Here is a 21,889-nt window from a genome sequence, read left to right on the forward strand (position 1 = left end):
CTCCGACTTCTCGGCCCGGGCCGGGGCTTCCGCGGCCGGGGCCAGGGTCTCGGGCTCCGGTTCGGTCGCCTGGGCCGGGACCTCGGTGGCGAGCGGCGTCTCGGGCTCGGGCTCCTGCGCCGGGGTTTCGGCGGCGGGCTCGTCGGCCTGGGCCGGAGGTTCGGTCTCGGCCTCCGGCTCACCGGCCTGGGCGGGGACCTCTGCGGTCGGCTCCGGTTCGGTGGCCTGGGCGGGGACCTCTGCGGTCGGCTCCGGTTCGGTGGCCTGGGCGGGGACCTCTGCGGTCGGCTCCTGGGCCGGGACCTCTGCGGTCGGCTCCGGTTCCGTCGCCTGGGCCGGGACCTCGGGGGTCGTGGGCTCGGGTGCGGTGGATTCGGCGGCAGCCGGGGTGCGGGGCTCCGGGATCGGGTCCGGTGTGCTGCGGGACGGCTTGGGGACCGTCACGTTGTCGAAGGCCGCCGCGACCAGGTCGTCCGCGGCCTCGTCGTCCTTCGGTGCCGGATCGGCCGGTGCCTCGCCCTTCGCGGGAGCGGGTACCTTCGGCTGTTCCGCGGATGCGGACGCGGCCGGCGTCGGCTCCTGCTCGGTGACGGCCGGTGCGGTCTCGTCCCGTTTGCGGGACCGCCCGAACGCGTTCCGCAGCAGATCCAGAATGCCCATGTGCGCAACCTTCCGCATGAGTTGTCCCCACGTCCCTGGAACCCCTGGCCAGGGCGGACACGTAAGGTTAGCCGCCGCCGACCGTGATCTTGGGAAGGGTCGGCCCGATCGGGGGAGCGCGCAACTGCCGCCCGCCCCGCACAGGTTCACCCCGCGTTCATCCGACGTCCCCCTCGCCGCACCTCTACGCGCCTAGCGTCACGCCGACACGTATCGCAAAGGGGAGGAAAAGCGTGCGCAAAATGCTGCCGATGGTCGAGGTCAACGGCGGGCATCCCGGGGGGCGTTCGGCGATGACCTGTCGGTTCCGGTGCGGTGACGCCTGCTTCGGCGAGGTGCCCAACACCAGTGACAACGAATACGTCGGCGACGTCATCGCCGGAGCCCTCAGCAGGCGCTCCCTGATGCGCACGGCCGCCGTGGTGACTGTGGCCGCCGCGGCGGGTTCGGCCGTCGTCGGCACGGGCGCCGCCCCCGCGCAGGCCGCCACCCCGGCCGCGTACGGGCACGGCAGTGGTGAACGCGGAGCGCGCGGCCTGCGGTTCACGCCCGTCGCGCCGAACACCGCCGACACCGTGACCGTCCCGGCGGGCCACGCGCAGAACGTCGTGATCCGGTGGGGCGAGCCCATCCTGCGCGGCGCGCCCGCGTTCGACCCGGAGAAGCAGACGGCCAGGGCGCAGGCCGGGCAGTTCGGTTACAACAACGACTTCCTGAGCCTGCTGCCGCTGCGCGGGGAGCGCGGCCGGCAGGTACTCGTCGCCAACCACGAGTACACCGACGAAGTGCTGATGTTCCGCGGCTACGACCCGGCCGCCCCGACCCGTGAGCAGGTCGAGGTGGCGTGGGCCGCGCACGGTCTTTCCGTCGTCGTGGTCGAGGAGAGCCGCAGGAGCGGTGCGCTGACCGCCGTCACCCGGCACCACCTCAACCGCCGGCTCACCGCCACCAGCCCCTTCCGGCTGTCCGGGCCGGTCGCGGGCAGCGCGCTCGTCCGCACGAAGGCCGACCCGCGCGGCACCACCGTCCTCGGCACGCTCAACAACTGCTCGGGCGGCACCACCCCGTGGGGCACCACGCTGCACGGCGAGGAGAACTTCAACCAGTACTTCGCCAACGCCCAGGACGTGACCGACCCGACGACCGCCGCCCGCCTCAAGCGGTACGGCGTCTCCGGCGGCGCCTCCGAGCGCAAGTGGGAGCGGTTCGACGAGCGCTTCGACCTCACCAAGGAGCCGAACGAGGTCAACCGGTTCGGGTGGGTCGTGGAGCTCGACCCGTACGACCCGGAGTCCACGCCCCGCAAGCGGACGGCGCTGGGCCGGTTCAAGCACGAGGCGGCGCAGCCCCGGCTGACCGACGACGGGCGGCCCGTCGTCTACATGGGCGACGACGAGCGCTTCGACTACTTCTACAAGTTCGTCAGCAGCAAGCGCGTCGCCAAGGGCACCTCGCGCGCCGCGCACGAGCACAACCTGTCGCTGCTCGACGAGGGCACCCTGTACGTCGCCAGGCTCAGCGGGAACTCGCCCGCGAGCGAGATCGACGGCAGCGGGGCCCTTCCCTCCGACGGGGAGTTCGACGGCTCCGGTACGTGGATTCCGCTCGCCACCGCCTACGCGGGCGGCCGGGCCGTCTCGCACGTCGACGGCATGACCGCCGACGAGGTCTACCTCTTCACGCGGCTCGCCGGTGACAAGGCGGGCGCCACGAAGATGGACCGGCCCGAGGACATCGAGCCGTCGCCGCGCACCGGCAAGGTGTACGTCGCGCTCACCAACAACACCGACCGCGGCAAGGCGGGCAAGGCCGGTGCCGACGAGGCCAATCCGCGCAACCTCAACAAGCACGGGCAGGTCCTCGAACTCACCGAGCACCGGGGCCGCGCCGAGGCGCTGTCCTTCGGCTGGTCGCTGTTCCTGGTCGCGGGTGACCCGGAGGACCCGGCGACGTACTTCGCCGGGTTCCCGAAGGAGAAGGTCAGCCCCATCTCCTGCCCGGACAACGTCGCCTTCGACCCGCACGGCAACCTGTGGATCTCCACGGACGGCAACCAGCTCGGCTCCCACGACGGCCTGTTCGGCGTCGCCACCCGCGGCGAGCGGCGCGGTGAGCTGAAGCAGTTCCTGACCATGCCGAACGGTGCCGAGACCTGCGGCCCGCTCGTGCAGGACCGGCGCGTGATCGTCGCCGTGCAGCACCCGGGCGAGGTCGACGGCGCCTCCGTCGAGAAGCCCGCGAGCGCCTGGCCGGACGGGCCGGGCCGGATCGTGCGGCCCTCGGTGGTGTCCGTGTGGCGCGAGGACGGCCGCGACATCGGCGTCTGAGCGGGCACGGCTGTTGGGGCGCTCCCCCATGGGCGCCCCAACAGCCGGTCCGGGTCCGCGAGTTACGTCAGTTGTGGTTCTTGCGGCGGTACATCGCGAAGCCCAGGCCGGCCGCACCGACCGCCGCCGCACCGGCTCCCGCCGCGATCAGCGGGGTGCTGTCGGTGCCGCCGGAGGTGTGCGCCGAGACGTTCTCCGCGCCCGCCTTCACTCCGCCCTGGGGGAGGGTGCGGGTGCCGGTGCCGGTTCCGGTGCCGGTGTTGCTGCCGGTGCCGCTGCCGGAGTGCGGCTGCGGGGCCGGCTTGGTGTGCTGGGTCTTCTTGTGGGCGGCGTCCAGCCACGACGTGACGTTGCCGTTCGGCTTCAGGGCGACGTGCAGGCCGTTGTTCTGGCCGTACGCCGTCCTGTTGTTCGCGTCGAGGGTGTCGAGCCGCTGACCGTGGGCGTAGACGTCGGCCTGGTAGTGGCAGGTGTCCAGCTTGTAGACCTTGGCGACGGAGACGCCGTCGGCGAGCCGGACCGTCTTCACGTACTGGCGCCTGTGGTCCGGGGCGGGCTTCGCGTCCTTCTTCGCGGTGACGGTGCCGTCGCTGGTCAGCGTGAAGGTGTAGCCGTCGATCTTCTTCGTGGCGTCGTCGACGTACGCCGTGAGGTGGCCCTTGGCCGTGCCGTTCTGCGCGATGTCGGCCTTGGCGGTGCGCGCCGACGCGTTGACCTTCACGTCCGCGGTCCAGCCGTGGCCGAGGTCCGTGGTGCCCTTGGACTCCCAGCCGCCCGGGACCGGGGGCTGCGTCCGGTCGCCGCTGGAGTCCTGGTCGGCGGTGAGCTGCCCGTCAGGGGTGAGCTGGAAGACGTAGCCGCCGGTGGTGGTCGTGGCCGTCGAGCCGTTGGCCTTGAGGGTGGTGACCAGGGCGCCTGCCTTGAATATGTCGGCCTCCGCGCCGTTGCCGCCGACGCTGTAGACCTTGGCGGAGAAGCCCTCGGCCAGGTCGGTCGACTTGATCAGCTGCCGCGCGTTCTGGTCCGTGTGGTCCGTGCCGTTCTGGTCCGGGGTGGCCTGGTCCTGGCCGTCGGTGCCGTTCTGGTCCTGGTTCTGGTCCTGGTTCTGCGACTGGTCGTCGGAGGCGACCGGCTGGGGCGTGGTGTCCGCGAACGCGGCCGTGGCGGGGACGGCCAGTGCGGCGATGGCACCGGTGGCGATGGCGGCGGTGCGGAAGGTGCGTCGGGTGGCGCGCATGGGTGCTTCCCTCGTGGCTCGTGCCGGCCTTGCGGCCAGTGACTCAATGTCCGTGTCTGCGCCTTTTGCGGCGTCGACGGATATGAAGTTAGAGCCGCCACATGTGCGTGGTCCGTCGGTCGTGTAACAGCCGTGCCGACACTCGCCCGCGCTCCGGTAACTGGGGCGAAACCGCAGGTCAGGCCGGGTCCTGGACCTTGGGCCCGATTGTGCTGGGACCAAGGTCGGTGCCCAGGTGCGCGAGGCGTTCCCGGTAGGCGGGGGACTGCCGCGCCGCTTCCCAGTACGCGGCCCGCAGCTGCGGGTGGACCGCGTCGAGCACGGCCTCGGTGCGGGCCGCGAGCAGCAGGCGTACGCCGACGGGGTCGCCGTGCAGCGGACGGACCGCCATGTCGGGGCGGGAGCGCGAGGTGGGCTGGCAGAGCGTGACCACCTCGCCGGTGGCGACGAGGGAGGCCGCGGTGAGGTAATCGCCTTGCAGGACACGGGGGTTGAGGCCGGCCGCGCGCAGGGCCCGCAGCAGCCCGTCCCACTCGCCGTCCACCGTCGGGTCGACCATCCACCGGTCGTCGGCCAGGTCGCTGAGGCGGACGACCGGCTGGCGGGCGGCGGGATGGTCGGTGGCGAGGGAGACGAACTGGGGCTCGCGCTCCACCAGGACCCGGCAGACCAGCCCGGCCGGGATCCGCAGCGGATGGCCCTCGACCTCGTGCACGAACGCCACGTCGAGGCGGTCCTCGTCGACCATGCGCAGCAGGGCGTGCGCGGACACGTCCATGCGCAGCGTCGGCTCGTCCGTGTCGCCGGGCGGGCCGGTGCGCAGGCGGCGCAGCCAGCCGGGCAGGGCGCGGCTCGCGGTGGAGCCGATCCGCAGCCGGCCCGCTCCCTCGGCGGCCGCGGCCGCCGCCGCGCGGGTCTCGTCGACCAGGCCGCGCAGCCCCTCGACGAGTGGGCGGGCGCGGGTGAGCAGGACGCGGCCGAGCGGGGTGGGGCGGCAGCCGGTACGTTCCCGGCTGAACAGCCGGCCGCCCAGGAATTCCTCCACGCGGCGCAGCTGTGTGCTCAACGCGGGCTGGGTCATGCCCAGTTGGCGGGCCGCCTTGTGCAGGCTGCCGGTGTCCTCGATCACGCACAGGACGCGCAGGTGGCGCACCTCCAGCTCCATGGAGGTCGAGGGTAGGGCGGGTGTCGCGGCCACGCCAGGCGGCAACTGGCCGCTCCCGGAACGGGATCGGGGGTGATAACCCCGTGTTATCGCCAAGTGCCATCATTCCCACGGGCCCCGCGCGCCCCCACACTCTCTTGCATGACCATGACACCACCCCCCACGTCCAAGGTCGTCCGTCTCCTCGCGTGCGCGTTCGGCGCGGGGCTCACCGTCACCGCGCTCGCGGCCGGGCCCGCGACCGCATCCCCCCAGGCCACCGCCCCCGCACAGGCCCGCTACGCCGGGTCCGCGGAGGACGCCGCCGCCAACAAGGCGTTCTTCGAGGCGGTCGTGAAGTCCGTCGCGGAAAAGCGCGCCGCGCACCCCGGTGCCGCGGCCGTCACCGTCACGTACGACGCGTCCGGCGCACCCAGCTTCCGGCAGCAGATAGCGAACAGCGCGTCCATCTGGAACGCGTCCGTGTCGAACGTGAAGCTCCAGGCGTCGTCCGGCGGAGGTGACTTCGCCTACTACGAGGGCAACGACGCGCGCGGGTCGTACGCCTCCACGGACGGGCACGGCGGCGGCTACATCTTCCTGGACTACGCGCAGAACCAGCAGTACGACTCCACGCGCGTGACGGCGCACGAGACCGGGCACGTGCTGGGGCTGCCGGACCACTACGAGGGTCCGTGCAGCGAGCTCATGTCCGGGGGCGGGCCCGGGCCGTCCTGCACGAACCCGAACCCGGACGCGAACGAGCGGGCCCGGGTGAATTCGCTCTGGGCCAACGGCCTGGCGAAGGCCCTTCGGGGGGCGGGGGTGACGATCGGGTAGGTCCGCCACGTCGCCCGAACTGCGCGGCCGGCCGCACTCAGCCCGAGGTCGGCAGCTCGGCGGTGGGCCCTCCGCGGACGCCGATCGCTCGGGCCGCCGCGACCTCCTGGCGGACGTGCTCCAGGACTCCGTCCCGGGGGCCGGCCGGGCCGAACTCGGCGCGGACCTCCTCCAGGGTCACCGAGGACCGGATCCCGTCCGCCAGCTCCCGCAGCTGCACGGCTACTTCGGCGACCTCCCCGGACCCCGGAGGCGCCGAACCGTGCCGCACCCGGACCCGCGCCGCGGTGGTCGCGTCCACGATGCGCTCCACCGCGACGACGAGGGGCCACCAGGCCGCCGCCCGCCTCCCCGTGGGCGGCGGCTCGGTGAGTGCCCGCTGGAACTCGGCGCGGACGACGGAGAGGTCCCGGTACAGGCGGCGCCGCATCCGCGCCCGGTCGGCCGCGTCCACGTCCGCGGCGGAGCCGAACGCGCACTCCACGTACGCCGCCGTGTCCGCGACCGCGTCCGCGAGCCGGTCGCCGATCCGGGTGTGCCAGCTCTCCGGCCACAGCAGATAGCCCGCCACGAGCGCGATCGCGCACCCCATCAGGCTGTCCAGGAGACGCGGCCACAGCAGGGCCGTGCCCTGGTGGTTGAGGATGTCCGACAGGAGCAGGATCACCGGGGTGATGGCCGCCGTCTGGAAGCCGTAACCACGTGGTGTGAGCGCCGGGATCAGCGGCGCGAGCAGCACCATCGCGGGCACGTCCCACCAGCCGAGCGGCACCTCCGAGAGCACGGCCGCCGCCACGACCAGGCCGACCGCCGTGCCGAGCGCGCGCAGCACGGCCCGCGAGAACACCGACCCGAAGTCCGGCTTCATGACGAACGTGATCGTCAGCGCCACCCAGTACGAGCGGGGGACCGGGACGATCGAGACGAGCGCCTGCGCGATGCCGATGCACAGGGCCAGGCGCAGCCCGTACCGCCAGGAGGCGCCGGACAGCAGGACGTTGCGGACGCCGCGACGCAGCCGCACCCGCAGCGCCGCCGGGCGGCCGAGCCGGTCGTCGACGTTGGTGAAGTCGGCGTCGCCGCGCCGGGAGGCGACCTCGGCGGCGTGCCGCAGCGCGTGGTCGACGGCGCGCGACGCGGGCCCCTCCGGCTCGGGCAGGCCGAGCGGCTCCGGTCCGACGGGCCGCCCGGCGGCGATGGCGTCGGCGATCCTGCGGACCGCGGCGGGCACGGCGGGCGGCAGCGGGATCCCGCACTGGTGGGCGGCGGGCGCGGCCTCCACGACGGGGGTCACCGCGTTCAACTGGCTGACCAGGCGCACCAGTTCCGGATTGCGGCCGTGCGCGAGCGTGCGCCGGGAGAGTACGAGGTCGTAGGCCTGGTTGAGGGACTGGGTGACAGCGATCCGGGTCTCCGCGTACGGGAGGGGGTCGCCGGCGGCGGCCTCCAGGAGGTTCGCCACACCGCGGTACGTCGCCGCGACCGCGGCCCGCTCCGGCACACCGCCGCGCAGTGGCCACGCGAGCAGGGTGAGCAGCAGGACGAGCAGGCCGCCGCTCGTCATCAGGAGGGGCGCGAGCCACCACTCGCCGGGCATCGGCAGGCCCGCGCCCACCACGCAGTTGAGCAGCAGGAGCAGTCCGGAGACGGAGGCGACCGCGCCGATCGTGGAGATCATCCCGGACACCAGGGCGACCGCCGTGACCACCACGACCGCGAGCCAGCCCTGGCCGAAGACCAGCGAGCCGACCGTCACGCCGAGCGCGCCGAACAGCTGCGGCACGGCGATGTTGAAGATGCGCATCCGGTACGCGTCGGCGGTGTCGCCGATGACGCCGGACAGGGCGCCCATCGAGGCGAGGGCACCGTAGGCGAACCGGTCCGTGGCCAGGCCCACCGCCAGCGGTGCGGCCATCGCCACGGCCGCCCTCGCCACGGCGGCCCACGGGACGGGCGCGCGCTGCGGCTTCAGGGTTCTGGCCAGCCAGTCCGGGGGCGTGAGGTGGGGCGGCATGCGGTCATTATGCGATCTTTCGGCCGTTCCACAGGGTGCTGCCCCTGACCCCGCTGGTCAGTCGCCGGAGGTGCTCGGCGGTGTGTGCAGCGTCAGGTCGGCCAGGACCGCCCGGTGGTCGGTGTCCGCCAGTTCCAGGAAGCGCACGTCCTCCGCCGAGAAGTCGGGTCCCACCAGGACGTGGTCGATCTGGGTGCCGAGCGGGGCGGGGGCCGAGGACGGCCAGCTCGGGGTGCGGGAGGCACCGGCCAGCCGGCTCGCGTCGCGCAGCGAACCCGCGGCGAGGATCCGGCGGAACGCCGCGTGGTCCTGCGTCGCGTTGAAGTCCCCGGCGACGACGGTCGGTTCGTCCGCGCCGTGCGCCGCGAAGTCCGCGAGCCGGCCCAGCTCGCGCCGCCACGCCCCGGTCTGCCCCGGCAGCGGCGGCATCGGGTGGGCCAGCTGCAGCCGTACGGAGTGCCCCCGCACGTCGGCCGTCGCGCCCGGCATGCCCATCGTCCCGGCCACCCCGGGCGCCGCCTTCAGCGGGAACACGCTGAGGATCACGGAGCCCTCGGAGCCGCCCGCCCGCACGGCCTGCCGGTAGGGGTAGGCGGTCTCCAGGGAGTCGCGGGCCAGCGAGTCCTGACATTCGTAGTCGCACTCCTCGACGAAGACGATGCCGGGCCTGTGCCGGGTGATCGCGTCGATCAGCGCGTCGGTGCCGCGGCCGAACTGCACGTTCGAGGCCAGCACCCGGATGCCGGAGACGGGCGCGCTGCTCGGCTCGGAGTCCGACCCGTACGGCTCCATGAACCAGGCGAGCGAGCCGAGCACGACGACGCCCCACACCATGCCGGTGCGCCACCGGGAGAGCAGGGCGATGAGCAGCGCGGCCACCGTGGGCACCGTCAGCCAGGGCAGGAACGCCAGGAGCTGCGGCACGGGCGTGATGCCGTCGGTGTCCGCGGCGCGGCAGCCGACGACCGCGCTGACCCCGGCCAGCAGCAGCCCGGCCGCCCACGCGCCGGCCCTGCCCACGCGGCGGCGCCCGGCGTCCTGGGGTGCGTACCCCAGGGCGTCGGGCGCTTCGTCGGTGATGTGGCCCTGGTCCAAGGTCCGGCCTTCCGTCGGGAGTTCAGCTGGGGATGTCAGCTGGATCCTCCCGGTAAGACGGCCGGGCGGGCCAGAAGGTTCTCAGGCGGTCCGGCGGCTGCCGCCGGTGTCGGTGGCCAGCGCCCAGATGACGAAGACGCCGATGCCGATGGAGACGACCGACCAGATGGGCGCGTAGGGCAGGAACATGAAGTACTCGACGATGTAGAGCGCGGCGAGGCCGATGCCCGCGCCGCGCGCCCAGTCGGAGCCCTTGAGGATGCCCCAGCCGGTGACCGCCACGAGGATGCCGACGACCAGGTGGATCCAGCCCCACGTGGTGAGGTCGAAGGAGTAGAGGTAGTCGCCGACGCGGCCGTAGACGTCGTCCCTGGCGATGCCCGAGATGCCGTTGAGGATGCCGAGGGCGCCGCTGACCAGCATGAGGACGCCGGCGAACACCATGCCGCCGGTGGCCCAGCCGCTGCCCGCGCCGTCGCCGCGGGTGGGGTCGGGGGTGCGCTTGCGGTGGTCGGTGGACCAGGCGGCGGGGTCGGGGCCCGGGTCAGGTGTTGCGTTGGGGGTGGTCTGGCTCATGGTGGGTGCCTCCTCGCGTCACCGGAATGTTCGCTCCGGGGTCGTCCGACGGCATGTCAGGAGCGGCCGAACGGGTGCCGGGCAGCCCGTACCTGCCGGTCAGCCACGCGGCGAGCGCCACCGCCGCGGCCACCCCGACGATCACCCACGAGGCGGTCCGCATCGACGACGTCAGCGCGTCGTAGACGGCGCCCGCGGCGGCCTTGTCGGAGGCCGTGGACAGGTCGTCGAGGGTGAGCGAGCGGGCGATCGTCAGGGCGACGAGGAGGGCGGCCGCGCCCAGCGCCGCGCCGAGCGCCGTCCAGGTCACCGCGGTGCGCCGGCGGACGGCGAGCGCCAGGCCGGCGACGGCGAACACGACGGCGGCCAGCGGCAGCCACAGACCGGCGACCTGGAGCATCCGGATCCCCTTGCGCAGCGTGTCGAGGTCACCGGCGGACATGAGGGTGATCTCGGTGTGGGTGACCGGGATCTGCGCCGCGAACGGCACGCCGTCGGCCTCCAGTTGCCGTTTGACCTGCTCGGTGACGGGGGCCAGGTCGATCGTGACGGCGTCGGTGCTGCCGTCGTCGAGGGCCTGCTGCACCGCGTCGTGGGCGGCCCGGTTCGCGGTGTTCCACGCCGTGCGGAACGCGGCGGTGCCGGTGAACGAGACGACCGCGTCGTGCAGGTACTGCTCCAGCGTCGACTGGAGCGGGCCGACGTCGATGTTCTTGAGGATCCCGGTGGTCACCGCGTCCGCGACCGCGCTCTGCACCGCCGGGTCCTCGGCGAGCGGCGCCATCGCGGCGACGTACCGGTCGCCGTCGCCGATCTCGTACTTCGCCCAGGTGGACAGCGTGCCCAGCGGCACCAGGAGGCAGGCGAGGACGAGGAGGACGGTCGAGGTGGTTCGTCGGATCACCGTTCCAGGCAAGGCCCCGGCCGCGCCGGACGCGACCGGGGACGGGCATACGGCCTACCGGCCGCCGCCCGGCGCGGTCACTTGCGGTTGTAGAGCCGCATCGTCACCGGCCCGAACACGGCCACGAGCAGCGCCGCCCAGCCCAGCGACCAGAGCACCTCGGACGTGGGCCAGTCGCCCTCCATGAGGCCGCGCACGGCGGACGCGACGTGGGTCACCGGGTTGTTGTTCACGAACGCCTGCAGCCAGCCCGGCATCGTCTCGGGCTTCACGAAGATGTCGCTCAGGAACGTCAGCGGGAAGATCACCATCATGCTGACGCCCATCACGGACTTCTCGGTGCGCAGCAGCAGCCCGAACATCGTCCAGATCCAGGAGAACGCGAACGAGAAGACGAGCAGCAGCGCCACGCCCGCCAGCACGCCGGGCACCCCGCCGTCCGGCCGGAAGCCCATGACCAGGCCGACCACGAGCAGCACGACGGACGCGATCGTGTAGCGCAGGGCGTCGCCGAGCAGATAGCCGACCATGACCGCGGGCCGCCAGATCGGCAGCGTACGGAACCGGTCGAAGACGCCCTTCTCGATGTCGGTGTTGACCGAGACGCCGGTGTACATCGTGATCATGACGACCGACATCACGAGGATGCCGGGGAGCAGGTACTGGATGTACTCGCTGGGGGAGCCGGCCAGGGCGCCGCCGAACAGGTACGTGTACATCAGCACCATCATGATCGGGAACGCCGTGACGTCGAAGAGCTGCTCCGGCACGTGCTTGATCTTCAGGATCGCCCGCCAGCCGAAGGTGAGCGACGCGGACAGGGCGCTCGGCCGCGGCGGGCGCTCGGTGGCGACGAGCAGCGCGGCGAGGGACTCGGCGCTGACCGGCGCGAGTTCCTGCGCCTCGACGGTGGGGGTGGTGGTGCTCATGCTGTCGCCTCCTCGGGCGTCCGGTCGGTCAGGGCGAGGAACACCTCGTCGAGGCTGGGCTGGCCGAGGGAGAAGTTGTCGACGGTGATGCCGGCCGCGGCCAGCTCGGCGAGGGCGCGCGAGGCCTGCTCGGCGGCGCCGCGGTCGCTGTCGGAGACGCGCGCGGTGAGCGCCACCGGGTCCGGCTCCAGCTGCACGTGCGCGTCCAGGGCCGTGCTCAGCAGGCGCTCCGCCTCCGGGCGTCGGTGCGCGTCGCGCAGCCGGACGTGGACGGAGCCCGCGCCGACCGACGACTTCAGCTCGCCCTTGGTGCCCTCGGCGATCACCCGGCCCCGGTCGATCACGGCGATCCGGGCCGCCAGCTGGTCGGCCTCGTCCAGGTACTGGGTGGTCAGCAGGACGGTCGTGCCCTGGGCGACGACCGCGCGGACGATCTCCCACACCTGGTTGCGGCTGCGCGGGTCGAGTCCGGTGGTCGGCTCGTCGAGGAAGAGCAGATCGGGGGTGTTCAGGATGGACGCGGCGATGTCGATGCGCCGCCGCATGCCGCCCGAGTAGTTCTTCACCTGGCGTCCCGCGGCCTCCAACAGGCCGAAGGCGCTGAGGAGTTGGTCGGCGCGGGCCGCCGCGGGCCGGCGGCCGTGACCGGTCAGCCGGGCCAGCAGCACCAGGTTCTCGTGGCCGGTCAGGTCCTCGTCCACCGACGCGTACTGCCCGGTCAGGCTGACCCGGGAGCGGACCGCGTCGGCCTCGCGCGTCACGTCGTGCCCGAAGACGTGGGCCTCGCCCGCATCCGGCCGCAGCAGTGTGGCGAGCATCTTGACGGTGGTGGTCTTGCCCGCGCCGTTCGGCCCGAGCACGCCGTAGACCGTACCGGCCGGGACGGTGAGGTCGACGCCGTCGACGGCGCGGGTGTCTCCGAAGACCTTCACCAGGCCCGCGGTCTCGATGGCGATGGTGCTCGTGCTCATGTCGGGTGCCCCTCTCGGTCACGTCACAGAGGAAGACCCGCGGCGCCGCCAGAACTCATCGCTCCGGTGGAGCACTGGGCCGAACGGGTGTTTCCTGGACGTGGGGAGCTAGGAGGCCGATCATGCGCCGAACGACTCCGGCCGCTCTTGCCGCGGCGACCCTGCTGACGGGCGGCGTGCTCGCCGTCACCGCGGCGGTCCCGGCCAGTGCGAACAGTGGTGGCGACGACGTCGTCTGGGGGACCGTCGTCTCCCGGTCCGACCTCAACCTCCGCTCGGGACCGAGCACTTCGGACGCCGTCGTCTACCGGATGGCGCCGGGCAGCGTGGACCGCATCGAGTGCGCGACCGGCGGCTCGACCGTGCACGGGAACTCCACCTGGTACTGGTTCACCGGCGCCCACGGCTGGGCCAGCGCCGCCTACGTGGACACCGGCGGACGCTCCGTGCCCAGCTGCGACGGCTCCTCGGTGCCGTGCCCGCCCGACGGACAGCAGCAGGGCGGCAGCCCGAGCGGCTGGTGGTTCCGCTCGGACTACCGCGTCGAGTTCGGGGTCACGTACTAGGGCACCGTCACACGTACTCGCTCGCCGAGTAGTAGCGGTAGTACGTCGCCGTGAACGTGGCGGCCGCGATCATCGCGCCGAACACCACCGACCACAGGATCGCCGGGTTCGAGAGGCTGTGCAGGAAGCCGACGGCGACGCCCGCGAAGACCGCCCAGGCACCGGCCCGCGCGACGAAGTGCCGGCCCGCCTGCTGCTTCGACCAGTGGTGGATGCCGAAGCAGAGCGCCGCGACGAGGATGCCGGTGACGAAGCCCAGCGCGATGTTGCCGCCGGTGACCTCGCCGCCGAACCGCTGGATGCTCGCCGCCCAGAAGCCGTACGCGATGCCGGCGAGAACCGGCAGGACGACGGCGGCACTGGTCGGGGAGAGGGCCGCGCCGCCGGTGCTGCGCCGGGGTGCGGGTGCCGCGTGCTGAGCCATGACTGGCTCCTTTCTGCGTGCCCCCCTGGTACCCCCCGTCCCGTCTTCCATTGACCGCCGGTGGCGTACGTTCCGCAACATGCGGGAGCCGGGCCGCCGTGTTTCGCTGAGGCCATGAACATCCTGCTGCTCGGCGCCACCGGCATGGTCGGCAGCCGCATCGCCGCCGAGGCCGTCGGCCGGGGCCACCGGGTCACCGCCGTCAGCCGCTCCGGCGGCTCCCCCGTGCCCGGCGTCACGGCGGCCGCCGCCGACGTCACCGACCCGCTGAAGGTGGGCGAGCTGGCCGCCGGACACGACGCCGTGGGCTCCGCGATCGCCCCGCCGCGCGACGGCTCCGACCCGCAGGCGCCGTTCCTCGCGCTCAACCAGATCCTGGTCGACGGGGTGCGCAGGTCCGGGGTGTCCCGGCTGGTCGTCGTGGGCGGCGCGGGCAGCCTGGAGGTCGCTCCCGGGCAGGCGCTGGCCGAGCAGCCCGGCTTCCCGGACGCCTACCTCGGCGAGGCGCTCGCCCACCGCGACGTCCTCGCCTATCTGCGCACGGTCGACGACCTCGACTGGACGTACATCTCCCCGGCCGCCGAGATCGGGCCGGGCGAGCGCACCGGCGAGTTCCGGATCGGCGGCGACCGGCTCATGACGGACCCGGCGGGCAACAGCCGGATCAGCGCCGAGGACTACGCCGTCGCCTTCGTCGACGAGATCGAGCGGGACGCCCACTCCAGGGGCCGGATGTCGGTCGCGTACTGACTCCGGCCGCCGTACAGGGCGGCGTCCTCGGCGCTGGCGAAGGCGCTCGTGTGCGTCGCCGTCCGCCGGATCACGGTGACCGCCGCGTCGTCGGACGGCGGGCCGTGCCGGTGCGCGTGCAGGTCCTCGGCGAGCAGCCGCAGCAGCGCGCCGGGCGGCGCCTGGGCGATCTCCGGGGTGATCAGGCGGGCCATCCGCTCCCGTACGGGATAGAACGTGCCGGACGCGTCCCGGCACTCGGTGACGCCGTCGGTGAAGAGCACGAGCGTGTCGCCGGGGCGCAGCGGCAGCCGCACCGTCTCCGGGGCGTCGCCGCCCAGCGGGCCCATGCCCAGCGGCAGGCCGGGCGGCAGCTCGGGGGTGCGCACCGAGCCGTCGGGGGAGACGAGCAGCGGCGGCTCGTGGCCGAAGTCGACGACGTCGACGTACTCCGCGGCGGGGTCGGGCGGGAAGTGCAGCAGCAGCGCGGTGGAGAAGGCGTCGGCGCGCTCGCTGTCCTGGGTGACGCGGGTCCACGCGTTGTAGCGCTGCATGGCGATCTCCAGGCGGTGGGCCACCTCCGCGAGCGGCTCCTCGTGGTAGGCCGCCTCCCGGAACGCGCCGAGCAGCGCCGCCGACGCGGACACGGCGGGCAGGCCCTTGCCGCTGACGTCGCCGAGCACCGCGCGCAGCCCGTACGGCGAGGGCTGGAAGTCGTACCAGTCGCCGCCGACCCGGGCCGAGCGGGCGGCCGGCTGGTAGAAGTCGGCGATGTGCACGTTCTCGACCCGGTCGGGCAGCACGCGCATCACCGCGCGCTGGGTGGCCTCCGCGATGTCCGTGAGGGCTTGCAGCCGGCTCTGCTGGGCCTCCCTGCGGCGTGCGATGAGCACGCCGAGCAGTCCGCCGGTGCCGATCATCAGCGGACCGAGCACGGCGATGCCCCCGGACGGCGAGGGCGAGAGGGTCTGCAGCCCCAGGTAGGTGAGCAGCAGCGCCCCGCTGACGACGGCGGTGGCCATGACGGGTGCGAGCAGCGCCACGACGACGGGCACGAGGCCGAACAGGGCGCGCGAGCGGAAGTCGGTGGGCGTGGCCAGGTCGAGGACGACGATCCCGGTGACCAGCACCGCGACGAGCCCCACGAGCGCACTCCAGCCGCCCGTGGGACGGTCGGCGCCGAGCCGGGTCTCACGGTGCGGTGGCGGGCAGTAGCTGCTGGAGCTGCGGAAGGGCATGGCAGGGTCCAGGTTGCGGGGATTTCGTCGTCGGGAGTAGGGCCCAAAGTCCGTGCCGGCGGTGAGATTCCCGTCTCACTGCTCAGTGCGCGGGTACGGACACGAACCGCGACGTGACGTGCAGGTCGGCCGCGATCCGCGCGGCCGTCTCGTGCAGTGCCGCCGCCCAGGCGTCCGGCTCGCCGCGCCGGCGGTGCGCGGTGACGTCGAGCGCGGAGACGACCCGTCCGGCCCGGTCGAGGATTGGTACGGCGACCGACCGCAGCCCGTCCTCGGGACCGTCCGTGACGGCCGGGTCGGCGCCGTCGGCCAGGACGCGTCCGGCGGCCGTGGCGTCGGCGGGCAGCCGGGTGCCGACGCCGATGTCGACGCTCATGACGCGGCGCGGCGCGACCCGCGCCGTGCAGCGCACGGACTCCCCGTCGGGCACGGAGAGCCCCACCGACTCGCCGATCCGCTCGGAGAGAGCGGCCAGGTGCGGGGCGGCGATGCGCGGCAGCGTCGTCCGGGACAGCGGGGCGCAGCCGAGGGCGAGGACGCGGGGCGTGAGCCGGTAGCCGCGGCCGTCCCGGACCACGTGGCCGAGGTGCTCGTACGTGATGAGGGCGCGGCGGGCCGTGGCCCGCGCCAGGCCGGTCGCCTCGGCGATCTGGGCGAGGGTGAGGACGGGGCGGGCGGCGTCGAAGGCGGTCAGGATGCGCAGGCCGCGGGCGAGCGACCGCACGACCGCGGGGGGCTCCTCCTCGGCCGCGGGAACCCGCCGGGGCGGCTCGGCGGCGGGCGGGACGGCCTCGGCCAGCACCGACTCCATGGCCCGGACGGACGCGACCAGCGGCTCCGCGACCGCGCCGGCGAGGTCCGCCGCCGTGTGCCGGCTCGTGTGGCTGACCACGCTCACGGCGCACACCACCCGCCCGGCCGGGTCGCGGACCGGGACGGCCACCGCGACGAGCCCCGGCTCGACCAGCTGGTCGTCCACGGCGAGCGGCAGCCCGCGCCCGAAGACCAGGCCGGGCGCCGATCCCTCGCCCGGCAGCAGGTCGCCGACCCGGAAGCTGATGGACAGGGCGCGGCGGCGCAGCACCTGGTGGACGAAGCGGATGTCGGGGCCGTCCGGGACGGCGAGGGAGACCGATTCGTCGAGGTCGTCGGCGAGCCGGTCGGCGAGCGGTCCGAGGAGCCCGGGCAGCCGCAGCGCGTCGAGGCAGGCGTTGGCGACGGCCATCAGCGGCGGGGCGAGCGTCGCGTCCCGCCCGTCCAGGCGTACGTGGCCGAGCCGGTCCAGGGTCGCGCAGATCCGGTCGACCGTGGCGCGGGCGAGGCCGCTGACCCGGGCGAGTTCGGCGAGGGCGAGCGTGCCGTCCGCGTCCGTGAGGTGCCGCAGCACGTCGAGGCCGCGGATCAGCGGGGCGACGGCCTCGGCGGGCGGATCGGTCACGGACGGGGACGGCGCGGTCGGCGCGGTCGGCACGGTCGGCACTTCGAGCACGCGCCCACCGTAAGCGACCCGGGCGGCGCTATCTGCTGAGCAGGGCCACCACGCGGTCGAGGGCGGCCGGCGCGAGGTGGCGGCGCAGGGCGTCCACCACGTCCTCGGGGGTGCCCCGGCTGTCGATCGTGATTACGCCGTAATCGCGGCCGCGCTTCTCCTTGCGGGCGGCGGGGACCGTCGGACCCTCCTCCTCGCCGGGCAGTGCCTGGTCGTCCTTCGGGAGGCGGGCGATGCGGCGGGCGTCCTCGATGGAGACGCGGCCGTCGGCGAGGGCTTCCTGGATGTCGTCGCGCAGTTTCATCAGGGACAGGCGCTGCGAGATGAATCCCTGGGTCTTGCCGATCCGGGCGGCGACCTGGCGCTGCGAGTAGCCGTACGCGGTGATGAGGCCCTGGATGGCCTGGGCCTGCTCCAGTTCGGTGAGGTCGTCGCGCTGGACGTTCTCGATGAGCGCGTCCTCGTCGGAGCGGCTGGCGTCCTCCCTGACCAGCACCGGAACCTCGTCCAGGCCCGCCATCCTCGCGGCGGCCAGGCGGCGGTGGCCGTGCAGGACGACGTAGGGGGCGGTGCCGACGGCCTCTTTGTGGTGCGGGTGGGCGGCGAGGAAGACGGCGGCCGGGACGACGCCGAGGGCCTGGAGGACGCCGCGTTCGCGGACCGTCTCGGCGAGGCCGTCGAGGTCGCGCAGTTCGTGGCGGGGGTTGTCGGGGTTCTCGGTGAGGTCGGTGACCGCGACCGTGAGGGGCTTGCTGTCGCGCGCCCTGCGCGGGGCGGGCGCCGTGTCCTTGGCGTCGGTGGCCAGCAGGGACGACAGGTCGGTGCGGCGGCCCATCAGGCGGTCACCTTCTTCTTCGCGTTCTTCGCGTTCTTCGTGCGGGGCTTGCGGGCGGGCTTGGGGATCGCGGCGAGGCCGACCTCCAGGGCGAGGCGGAAGAAGTCCTCGCGGGCCTGGAGGGCGACGCGGTTGGCGCCGTACTGGGTGACGACGAGGCCGTCGGCGCTGGCGCGGGTGTGCAGCTTGTAGTGGCGCACGACGGTGCGGGCCAGCGGCCAGCCCTGGCCCTCGACGAAGGCGCGGGTCTGCTCCAGGTCGGCCTTGCCGTCGCGCGGGTCCCAGTTGTTGATGACGACGCGGAAGGGCAGGCCGCGCGGCTTCACGACGCGTTCGACGGTGCGCTGGGTGGGCTGGAAGCCGAGCGGTTCGGGCTCGACGGGGACGATGACGTCGGTGGCGTTGGAGAGGACCGCGCGCAGGGCGTCGGCGGCGGCGCCCTTGCCGAGCGGGTCCGCGCCGTCGTCCTCGGCGAGGTCGAGCCAGCCGGGGGTGTCGACGAAGACGTGCTGGGCGGACGGGATCCGGGACAGGGCGGCGAGCCCGGCCAGGTCGTCGTGGGCCTGCACGAAGTCGAAGGGCAGGCCGTCGCCGACGCGCTCGGACCACCACACGGCGGAGCCCTGCGGGTCGATGGAGACGGCGACGACCGGGGGCTGTCCCGCGTCGGGGGCGCCTCCGAGGACGTCCGCCGTCACGGCGGCGAGGTTCACGGCGAGCGTGGACTTTCCGACGCCGCCCTTCTGGTTGAGGATCACGTGTACGTGGGCCACGAATGCTCCCTAAAAGGGTTATTTGGGGCGGGTGTTCGTGGTCACTGTGGCAGCGCGGCCGTCCCCGGGCCGGTGTACACGCCGTCAGGCGCTCGGGTTGATGCCCCAGATGTCCGGCGGGACCAGCCGCTCGCGCAGCCCGTCGGGGGAGAACACGTGGCCGCCGAGCTTGTGCAGGCGCAGCGAGAGCACGGTGTCCGCGACGCGCAGCCCGGAGACCTTGCGGGTCAGTTTCTGCGTGTACTCGGGCAGCTGCTCGACGCGGTTCAGCCAGGCGCAGACGAACAGGTTGTGCGGTCCGGTGACCGCCGTGACGGTGCGGGTCTCGCGCAGCCGGGACACCGAGGAGGCGGCGGTGGAGAGCTGGTCGGGCGGCACGTCGGCACAGATCAGGCACCAGACGGGGAAGCCCGAGTGACGCGGGGTCACCTCGGTCCGGTACAGCACGGCGCCGGTCGTCTCCAGCCGGCTGAGCCGGCGGCGCACGGTCGACTCGCTGGTGCCCACCCGCTGGGCGAGCGCCGCGACGCCGGCGCGGCCGTCGTCGGCGAGGGCGAGCAGCAGCCGCCGGTCGACCTGGTCGGGCGGCCCCGGGCGGGCCGAGGCGCGGGCGGTGCGGACCAGGCGGCCGGTCAACTCCCTTACGTGGCGCAGCTGTTGGGGCGAGAGCTGGTTGAGGCGGGGCGGGATGGCCGGGCCGTACATCCCGGTGATGACGTGTGTACGGGTGGCGCGCACGCCCGGCAGCCGGTGCAGCCGCTCCACGAGGTAGCGGTCGAGGGCCGCCACGTCCGGGCGGGCGACGTACAGGACGAGGTCGGCGCGGCCGGCGACCTGGTGCACGGTCAGGGTGCCGGGGTCCTCGGTGAGTTCGGCGGCCGTGGCCGGGACGGTGCCGGCCGCGCACTCGACCAGGATCCACGCGGCGCACAGTGCGGGGCTGCCGGTGACGAGCGCCCCCGGCAGCACGCCCGACCAGGCGTGACCGCGCGCGGTGAGCCGGGCCCAGCGCCGCGCGAGGGTGTCGGCGGCGGGCCCCAGCGCGGCCGAGAGCTGGGTCCAGCCGGCCCGTGGGGCGATCTGCAATGCGTGGATCAGGGTGAGGTCGACCTCGGAAACGGCGGATTCCCGTGTACCCACGAACTCTCCTCGGCGGTAATCCCGACAACCCCGGGACGGTTCGCCGCACGGTACGAACATGGGCCTCAGGCATATGCATTCAATCGGGCACGCAGTACCCATGACCATCAAGCGTGCCTTAATCGCGGAATCTGGGGGCACGGATCCATGGCACTGGACGACTCGGATCAGCGACGTCCTGGGCGCGGCGGCGGCCATCTCGTGGGGCGCGGCAAGGAACTGGCGGCCCTGCTCGCCCGTCTGGCCACGGCCCGCCTGGTGTCCCTGACCGGCCTGCCCGGGGCGGGCCGCAGCCGGCTCGCCCGCGAGGCCGCCGCCCAGACGCGCCGCGAACTCGTCTGGGAGACCGGCACCGCCTACGAGCCGGAACAGCTCGACGGCGTCGCCGCCCGGCTGCGCCACCGGCTCGGCGGGCGCCGGGGCGCGCTGCTCGTGCTCGACGACTGGGAGGCGCTCGGCGGGGCGGGCACCGCCTTCGTCGCCTCGCTCCTGATCGACCTGCCGGGTCTGACGGTCCTGGTCGTCGCGGACCGCCCCCGCCACCTGCGCGGCGAGTCCGTGGTCGTGCTGCCGCCCCTGACGGTGCCGCCCGCCGGCTGCGCCCCCGCGGACGTCGTCCGGTACGAGGCCGTGGAACTGCTCGCCGACGTGTTCGGCGAGGCGGCCGTGGCCCGGGACCCGCAGGGGGCGGCGGAGCTGTGCCGACGGTTCGGCGGGGTGCCGGGGCCGCTGCTCGAAGCGGCGGCGGAGTGGCTGGCGGGCGGCCGGGCCGTGGCCGGGATCCCGCCCGGCAAGGGCCAGCTGGAGTCGGCCGAGCGTTCCTACGCGCACTGCTCCCGGGTCGAACGCCTGCTGTGGCGCCGACTCGGCGTCTTCGAGGGCGACTTCGAGCGCGACACCGTCCGCGCGGTCTGCGGATCCGGGGCGCTGCCCTCGGCCGAGGTGCTCGGCATCCTCGACCGCATCGCGCCGCATGTCCTCCTGCGCGACCCGGACACCGGCCGCTACCGGCTGCCGCCCGCCCAGCGGACGGTGGCCACCCGCGCGTCGGACCTGGAGGGCGAACGCTGGTCCGCCGTCCTGCACCACCGGCGGTGGGCCGCCGGGGTCGCCCGGCAGGCCGCCGAGTGGTGGAGCGCGGGCCGCCAGGGCGAGGCCCGCGCCCTCGCGCTGCGCGAACTCCCCGATCTGCGGGCGGCCATGGACCCGGCGACCGGACCGCTCTCCCCGCACGTCGAATCGGGCACCGCCCTCGACGTGATCGTCGGCCTCTGGTTCCTGTGGACGGCGTGCGGCCGCACCGCCGAGGGCCGTGAACGGCTCCGGCACGCCCTCGCCCTGCACCAGGCCCCGGCGCCGCCCCGGGCGCTGTGGCTGGCGGCCTGGCTGGAGCTCGACCTCGGCTCGCCCGAGGCCGCCGATCCGCTGCTCGCGACGGCCTGGGCGGCGGCCGTCCGGGAGGGCGACGACCACTGCCTCGGCCTCCTCGCGCACCTGCGCGGGTCGGTGGCGCTCTGGCAGGGCCGCCCCGACGCGGCCGCCGCCGAGTACCGCGACGCCCTCGAACTCCTCGGCGACATCCCGGACTTCGGGCCGGGACCGGACGGCTGCCGCGCCTCACTCGCGCTCGCCCTGGCCCGTACGGACCCGGAGGCAGCGCTCGACGCGGCGCTGGGCGGGTCGGGCGGGCCCGGGCTCGTGCGGGACGCGTGGGCGGAGGCGTGGGTGCGGTACGCGCGGGCCGAGGTGTTGCGCTGGGAGGGCGACGCCGGGGCCGCGCGGCTCGCGCTCTCCGCCCTCCGTACGTTCCTGGACTACGGGAACGTGGTCGGGGCGGTGTGCGCGGGGGAGTTGCTGGCCGACGCGGCGGTGCTGCGCGGCGACGTCCTGGAGGCCGCGCAACTCCTCGGCGCGGTCGACGCGCTGTGCCGCACCACGCCTCCGGCGCCCTACCGGGTGCCGGTGCGGCGCCGGATCGAGGCGGCGTTGACGGGATCC

Annotated in this window: 19 protein-coding genes and 1 pseudogene; 5 read left to right on the forward strand and 15 right to left on the reverse strand. The window is 74.0% G+C overall.

Annotation, left to right across the window (positions count from 1 at the left end):
- Positions 1 to 660, reverse strand: a pseudogene (locus M4J07_RS36270) (VWA domain-containing protein); the annotation flags it as partial.
- A gap of 233 nt (positions 661 to 893) precedes the next feature.
- Between M4J07_RS36270 and M4J07_RS36275 the strand changes: the two are divergent.
- Positions 894 to 2,987, forward strand: a complete 2,094-nt coding sequence (locus tag M4J07_RS36275; RefSeq protein WP_255979259.1) for a PhoX family protein — start codon at positions 894 to 896, stop codon at positions 2,985 to 2,987.
- A gap of 67 nt (positions 2,988 to 3,054) precedes the next feature.
- Here the strand turns inward: M4J07_RS36275 and M4J07_RS36280 are convergent, their stop codons facing one another.
- Together M4J07_RS36280 and M4J07_RS36285 are read right to left on the reverse strand one after the other, a co-directional pair.
- Positions 3,055 to 4,224, reverse strand: a complete 1,170-nt coding sequence (locus M4J07_RS36280) for a hypothetical protein (protein ID WP_255979261.1) — start codon at positions 4,222 to 4,224, stop codon at positions 3,055 to 3,057.
- Positions 4,225 to 4,402: 178 nt separating this feature from the next.
- Entirely contained in the window at positions 4,403 to 5,389 is a 987-nt protein-coding gene (locus tag M4J07_RS36285; protein WP_255979263.1) for a LysR family transcriptional regulator, read from the reverse strand.
- Between the two features lie 147 nt (positions 5,390 to 5,536).
- Here M4J07_RS36285 and snpA point away from each other — a divergent pair, with 147 nt between their 5' ends.
- Positions 5,537 to 6,208: a snapalysin gene (gene snpA / locus M4J07_RS36290; protein WP_255979291.1), complete on the forward strand. Its 672-nt coding sequence runs from the start codon at positions 5,537 to 5,539 to the stop codon at positions 6,206 to 6,208.
- A 37-nt stretch (positions 6,209 to 6,245) separates the two neighbouring features.
- Here the strand turns inward: snpA and M4J07_RS36295 are convergent, their stop codons facing one another.
- The 6 genes from M4J07_RS36295 to M4J07_RS36320 form a co-directional block, all read right to left on the reverse strand.
- Positions 6,246 to 8,222, reverse strand: a complete 1,977-nt coding sequence (locus M4J07_RS36295; RefSeq protein ID WP_255979265.1) for an FUSC family protein — start codon at positions 8,220 to 8,222, stop codon at positions 6,246 to 6,248.
- A 57-nt stretch (positions 8,223 to 8,279) separates the two neighbouring features.
- A complete protein-coding gene (locus tag M4J07_RS36300; protein WP_374215150.1) occupies positions 8,280 to 9,317 on the reverse strand; it encodes an endonuclease/exonuclease/phosphatase family protein in 1,038 nt (345 codons plus the stop codon).
- Between the two features lie 81 nt (positions 9,318 to 9,398).
- Positions 9,399 to 9,893 (reverse strand): DUF7144 family membrane protein, encoded by a 495-nt coding sequence (locus M4J07_RS36305; RefSeq protein ID WP_255979267.1) that lies wholly within the window; start codon positions 9,891 to 9,893, stop codon positions 9,399 to 9,401.
- On the reverse strand, positions 9,862 to 10,797 hold the full coding sequence (locus tag M4J07_RS36310; RefSeq protein WP_255979269.1) for a hypothetical protein: 936 nt from the start codon (positions 10,795 to 10,797) through the stop codon (positions 9,862 to 9,864). The genes M4J07_RS36305 and M4J07_RS36310 overlap by 32 nt, the downstream gene beginning before the upstream one ends.
- A 77-nt stretch (positions 10,798 to 10,874) precedes the next feature.
- Positions 10,875 to 11,726, reverse strand: coding sequence for an ABC transporter permease (locus M4J07_RS36315; protein ID WP_255979271.1), 852 nt, complete (start codon positions 11,724 to 11,726; stop codon positions 10,875 to 10,877).
- The gene (locus M4J07_RS36320; protein ID WP_255979273.1) at positions 11,723 to 12,697 is read right to left on the reverse strand and encodes an ATP-binding cassette domain-containing protein; all 975 of its coding nucleotides are present in this window, start codon (positions 12,695 to 12,697) and stop codon (positions 11,723 to 11,725) included. Before M4J07_RS36320 ends, M4J07_RS36315 begins: the two co-directional genes overlap by 4 nt.
- A 122-nt stretch (positions 12,698 to 12,819) precedes the next feature.
- On the opposite strand from M4J07_RS36320, the gene M4J07_RS36325 reads away from it, so the two are divergent.
- Positions 12,820 to 13,263 carry an SH3 domain-containing protein gene (locus tag M4J07_RS36325; RefSeq protein ID WP_255979275.1) on the forward strand — a complete coding sequence of 148 codons (444 nt, stop codon included), beginning with the start codon at positions 12,820 to 12,822 and terminating at the stop codon, positions 13,261 to 13,263.
- A gap of 7 nt (positions 13,264 to 13,270) precedes the next feature.
- Here the strand turns inward: M4J07_RS36325 and M4J07_RS36330 are convergent, their stop codons facing one another.
- On the reverse strand, positions 13,271 to 13,687 hold the full coding sequence (locus M4J07_RS36330; protein ID WP_255979277.1) for a hypothetical protein: 417 nt from the start codon (positions 13,685 to 13,687) through the stop codon (positions 13,271 to 13,273).
- Between the two features lie 114 nt (positions 13,688 to 13,801).
- On the opposite strand from M4J07_RS36330, the gene M4J07_RS36335 reads away from it, so the two are divergent.
- A complete protein-coding gene (locus M4J07_RS36335; RefSeq protein ID WP_255979279.1) occupies positions 13,802 to 14,437 on the forward strand; it encodes an NAD(P)-dependent oxidoreductase in 636 nt (211 codons plus the stop codon).
- Here M4J07_RS36335 and M4J07_RS36340 read toward each other — a convergent pair.
- From M4J07_RS36340 to M4J07_RS36360, 5 genes are all read right to left on the reverse strand, one after another.
- Positions 14,365 to 15,654 (reverse strand): PP2C family protein-serine/threonine phosphatase, encoded by a 1,290-nt coding sequence (locus tag M4J07_RS36340; RefSeq protein WP_255979281.1) that lies wholly within the window; start codon positions 15,652 to 15,654, stop codon positions 14,365 to 14,367. The genes M4J07_RS36335 and M4J07_RS36340 overlap by 73 nt on opposite strands.
- A gap of 82 nt (positions 15,655 to 15,736) precedes the next feature.
- Positions 15,737 to 17,143 carry an IclR family transcriptional regulator domain-containing protein gene (locus tag M4J07_RS36345; protein WP_374215151.1) on the reverse strand — a complete coding sequence of 469 codons (1,407 nt, stop codon included), beginning with the start codon at positions 17,141 to 17,143 and terminating at the stop codon, positions 15,737 to 15,739.
- 28 nt (positions 17,144 to 17,171) lie between these two features.
- Positions 17,172 to 17,978, reverse strand: coding sequence for a ParB/RepB/Spo0J family partition protein (locus tag M4J07_RS36350; RefSeq protein ID WP_255979283.1), 807 nt, complete (start codon positions 17,976 to 17,978; stop codon positions 17,172 to 17,174).
- The gene (locus M4J07_RS36355) at positions 17,978 to 18,751 is read right to left on the reverse strand and encodes a nucleotide-binding protein (protein ID WP_255979285.1); all 774 of its coding nucleotides are present in this window, start codon (positions 18,749 to 18,751) and stop codon (positions 17,978 to 17,980) included. The genes M4J07_RS36350 and M4J07_RS36355 overlap by 1 nt, the downstream gene beginning before the upstream one ends.
- An 84-nt stretch (positions 18,752 to 18,835) precedes the next feature.
- On the reverse strand, positions 18,836 to 19,891 hold the full coding sequence (locus M4J07_RS36360) for an Lrp/AsnC family transcriptional regulator (RefSeq protein ID WP_255979287.1): 1,056 nt from the start codon (positions 19,889 to 19,891) through the stop codon (positions 18,836 to 18,838).
- Between the two features lie 147 nt (positions 19,892 to 20,038).
- Between M4J07_RS36360 and M4J07_RS36365 the strand changes: the two genes are divergently transcribed.
- Positions 20,039 to 21,889, forward strand: a 1,851-nt coding sequence (locus tag M4J07_RS36365) for a hypothetical protein (RefSeq protein WP_255979289.1), incomplete at its 3' end; no start/stop codon positions are given.

This window comes from Streptomyces longispororuber (genome assembly GCF_024448165.1).
Taxonomy (GTDB): Bacteria; Actinomycetota; Actinomycetes; order Streptomycetales; family Streptomycetaceae; genus Streptomyces; species Streptomyces longispororuber_A.

Excerpts from the sequence above, each read along its gene's own strand:
- M4J07_RS36280 (WP_255979261.1), bottom strand. The coding sequence starts at position 4,224 with ATGCGCGCCACCCGACGCACCTTCCGCACCGCCGCCATCGCCACCGGT.
- M4J07_RS36285 (WP_255979263.1), bottom strand. The coding sequence starts at position 5,389 with ATGGAGCTGGAGGTGCGCCACCTGCGCGTCCTGTGCGTGATCGAGGAC.
- snpA (WP_255979291.1), top strand. The coding sequence starts at position 5,537 with ATGACACCACCCCCCACGTCCAAGGTCGTCCGTCTCCTCGCGTGCGCG.
- M4J07_RS36295 (WP_255979265.1), bottom strand. The coding sequence starts at position 8,222 with ATGCCGCCCCACCTCACGCCCCCGGACTGGCTGGCCAGAACCCTGAAG.
- M4J07_RS36305 (WP_255979267.1), bottom strand. The coding sequence starts at position 9,893 with ATGAGCCAGACCACCCCCAACGCAACACCTGACCCGGGCCCCGACCCC.
- M4J07_RS36315 (WP_255979271.1), bottom strand. The coding sequence starts at position 11,726 with ATGAGCACCACCACCCCCACCGTCGAGGCGCAGGAACTCGCGCCGGTC.
- M4J07_RS36320 (WP_255979273.1), bottom strand. The coding sequence starts at position 12,697 with ATGAGCACGAGCACCATCGCCATCGAGACCGCGGGCCTGGTGAAGGTC.
- M4J07_RS36325 (WP_255979275.1), top strand. The coding sequence starts at position 12,820 with ATGCGCCGAACGACTCCGGCCGCTCTTGCCGCGGCGACCCTGCTGACG.
- M4J07_RS36330 (WP_255979277.1), bottom strand. The coding sequence starts at position 13,687 with ATGGCTCAGCACGCGGCACCCGCACCCCGGCGCAGCACCGGCGGCGCG.
- M4J07_RS36335 (WP_255979279.1), top strand. The coding sequence starts at position 13,802 with ATGAACATCCTGCTGCTCGGCGCCACCGGCATGGTCGGCAGCCGCATC.
- M4J07_RS36340 (WP_255979281.1), bottom strand. The coding sequence starts at position 15,654 with ATGCCCTTCCGCAGCTCCAGCAGCTACTGCCCGCCACCGCACCGTGAG.
- M4J07_RS36350 (WP_255979283.1), bottom strand. The coding sequence starts at position 17,978 with ATGGGCCGCCGCACCGACCTGTCGTCCCTGCTGGCCACCGACGCCAAG.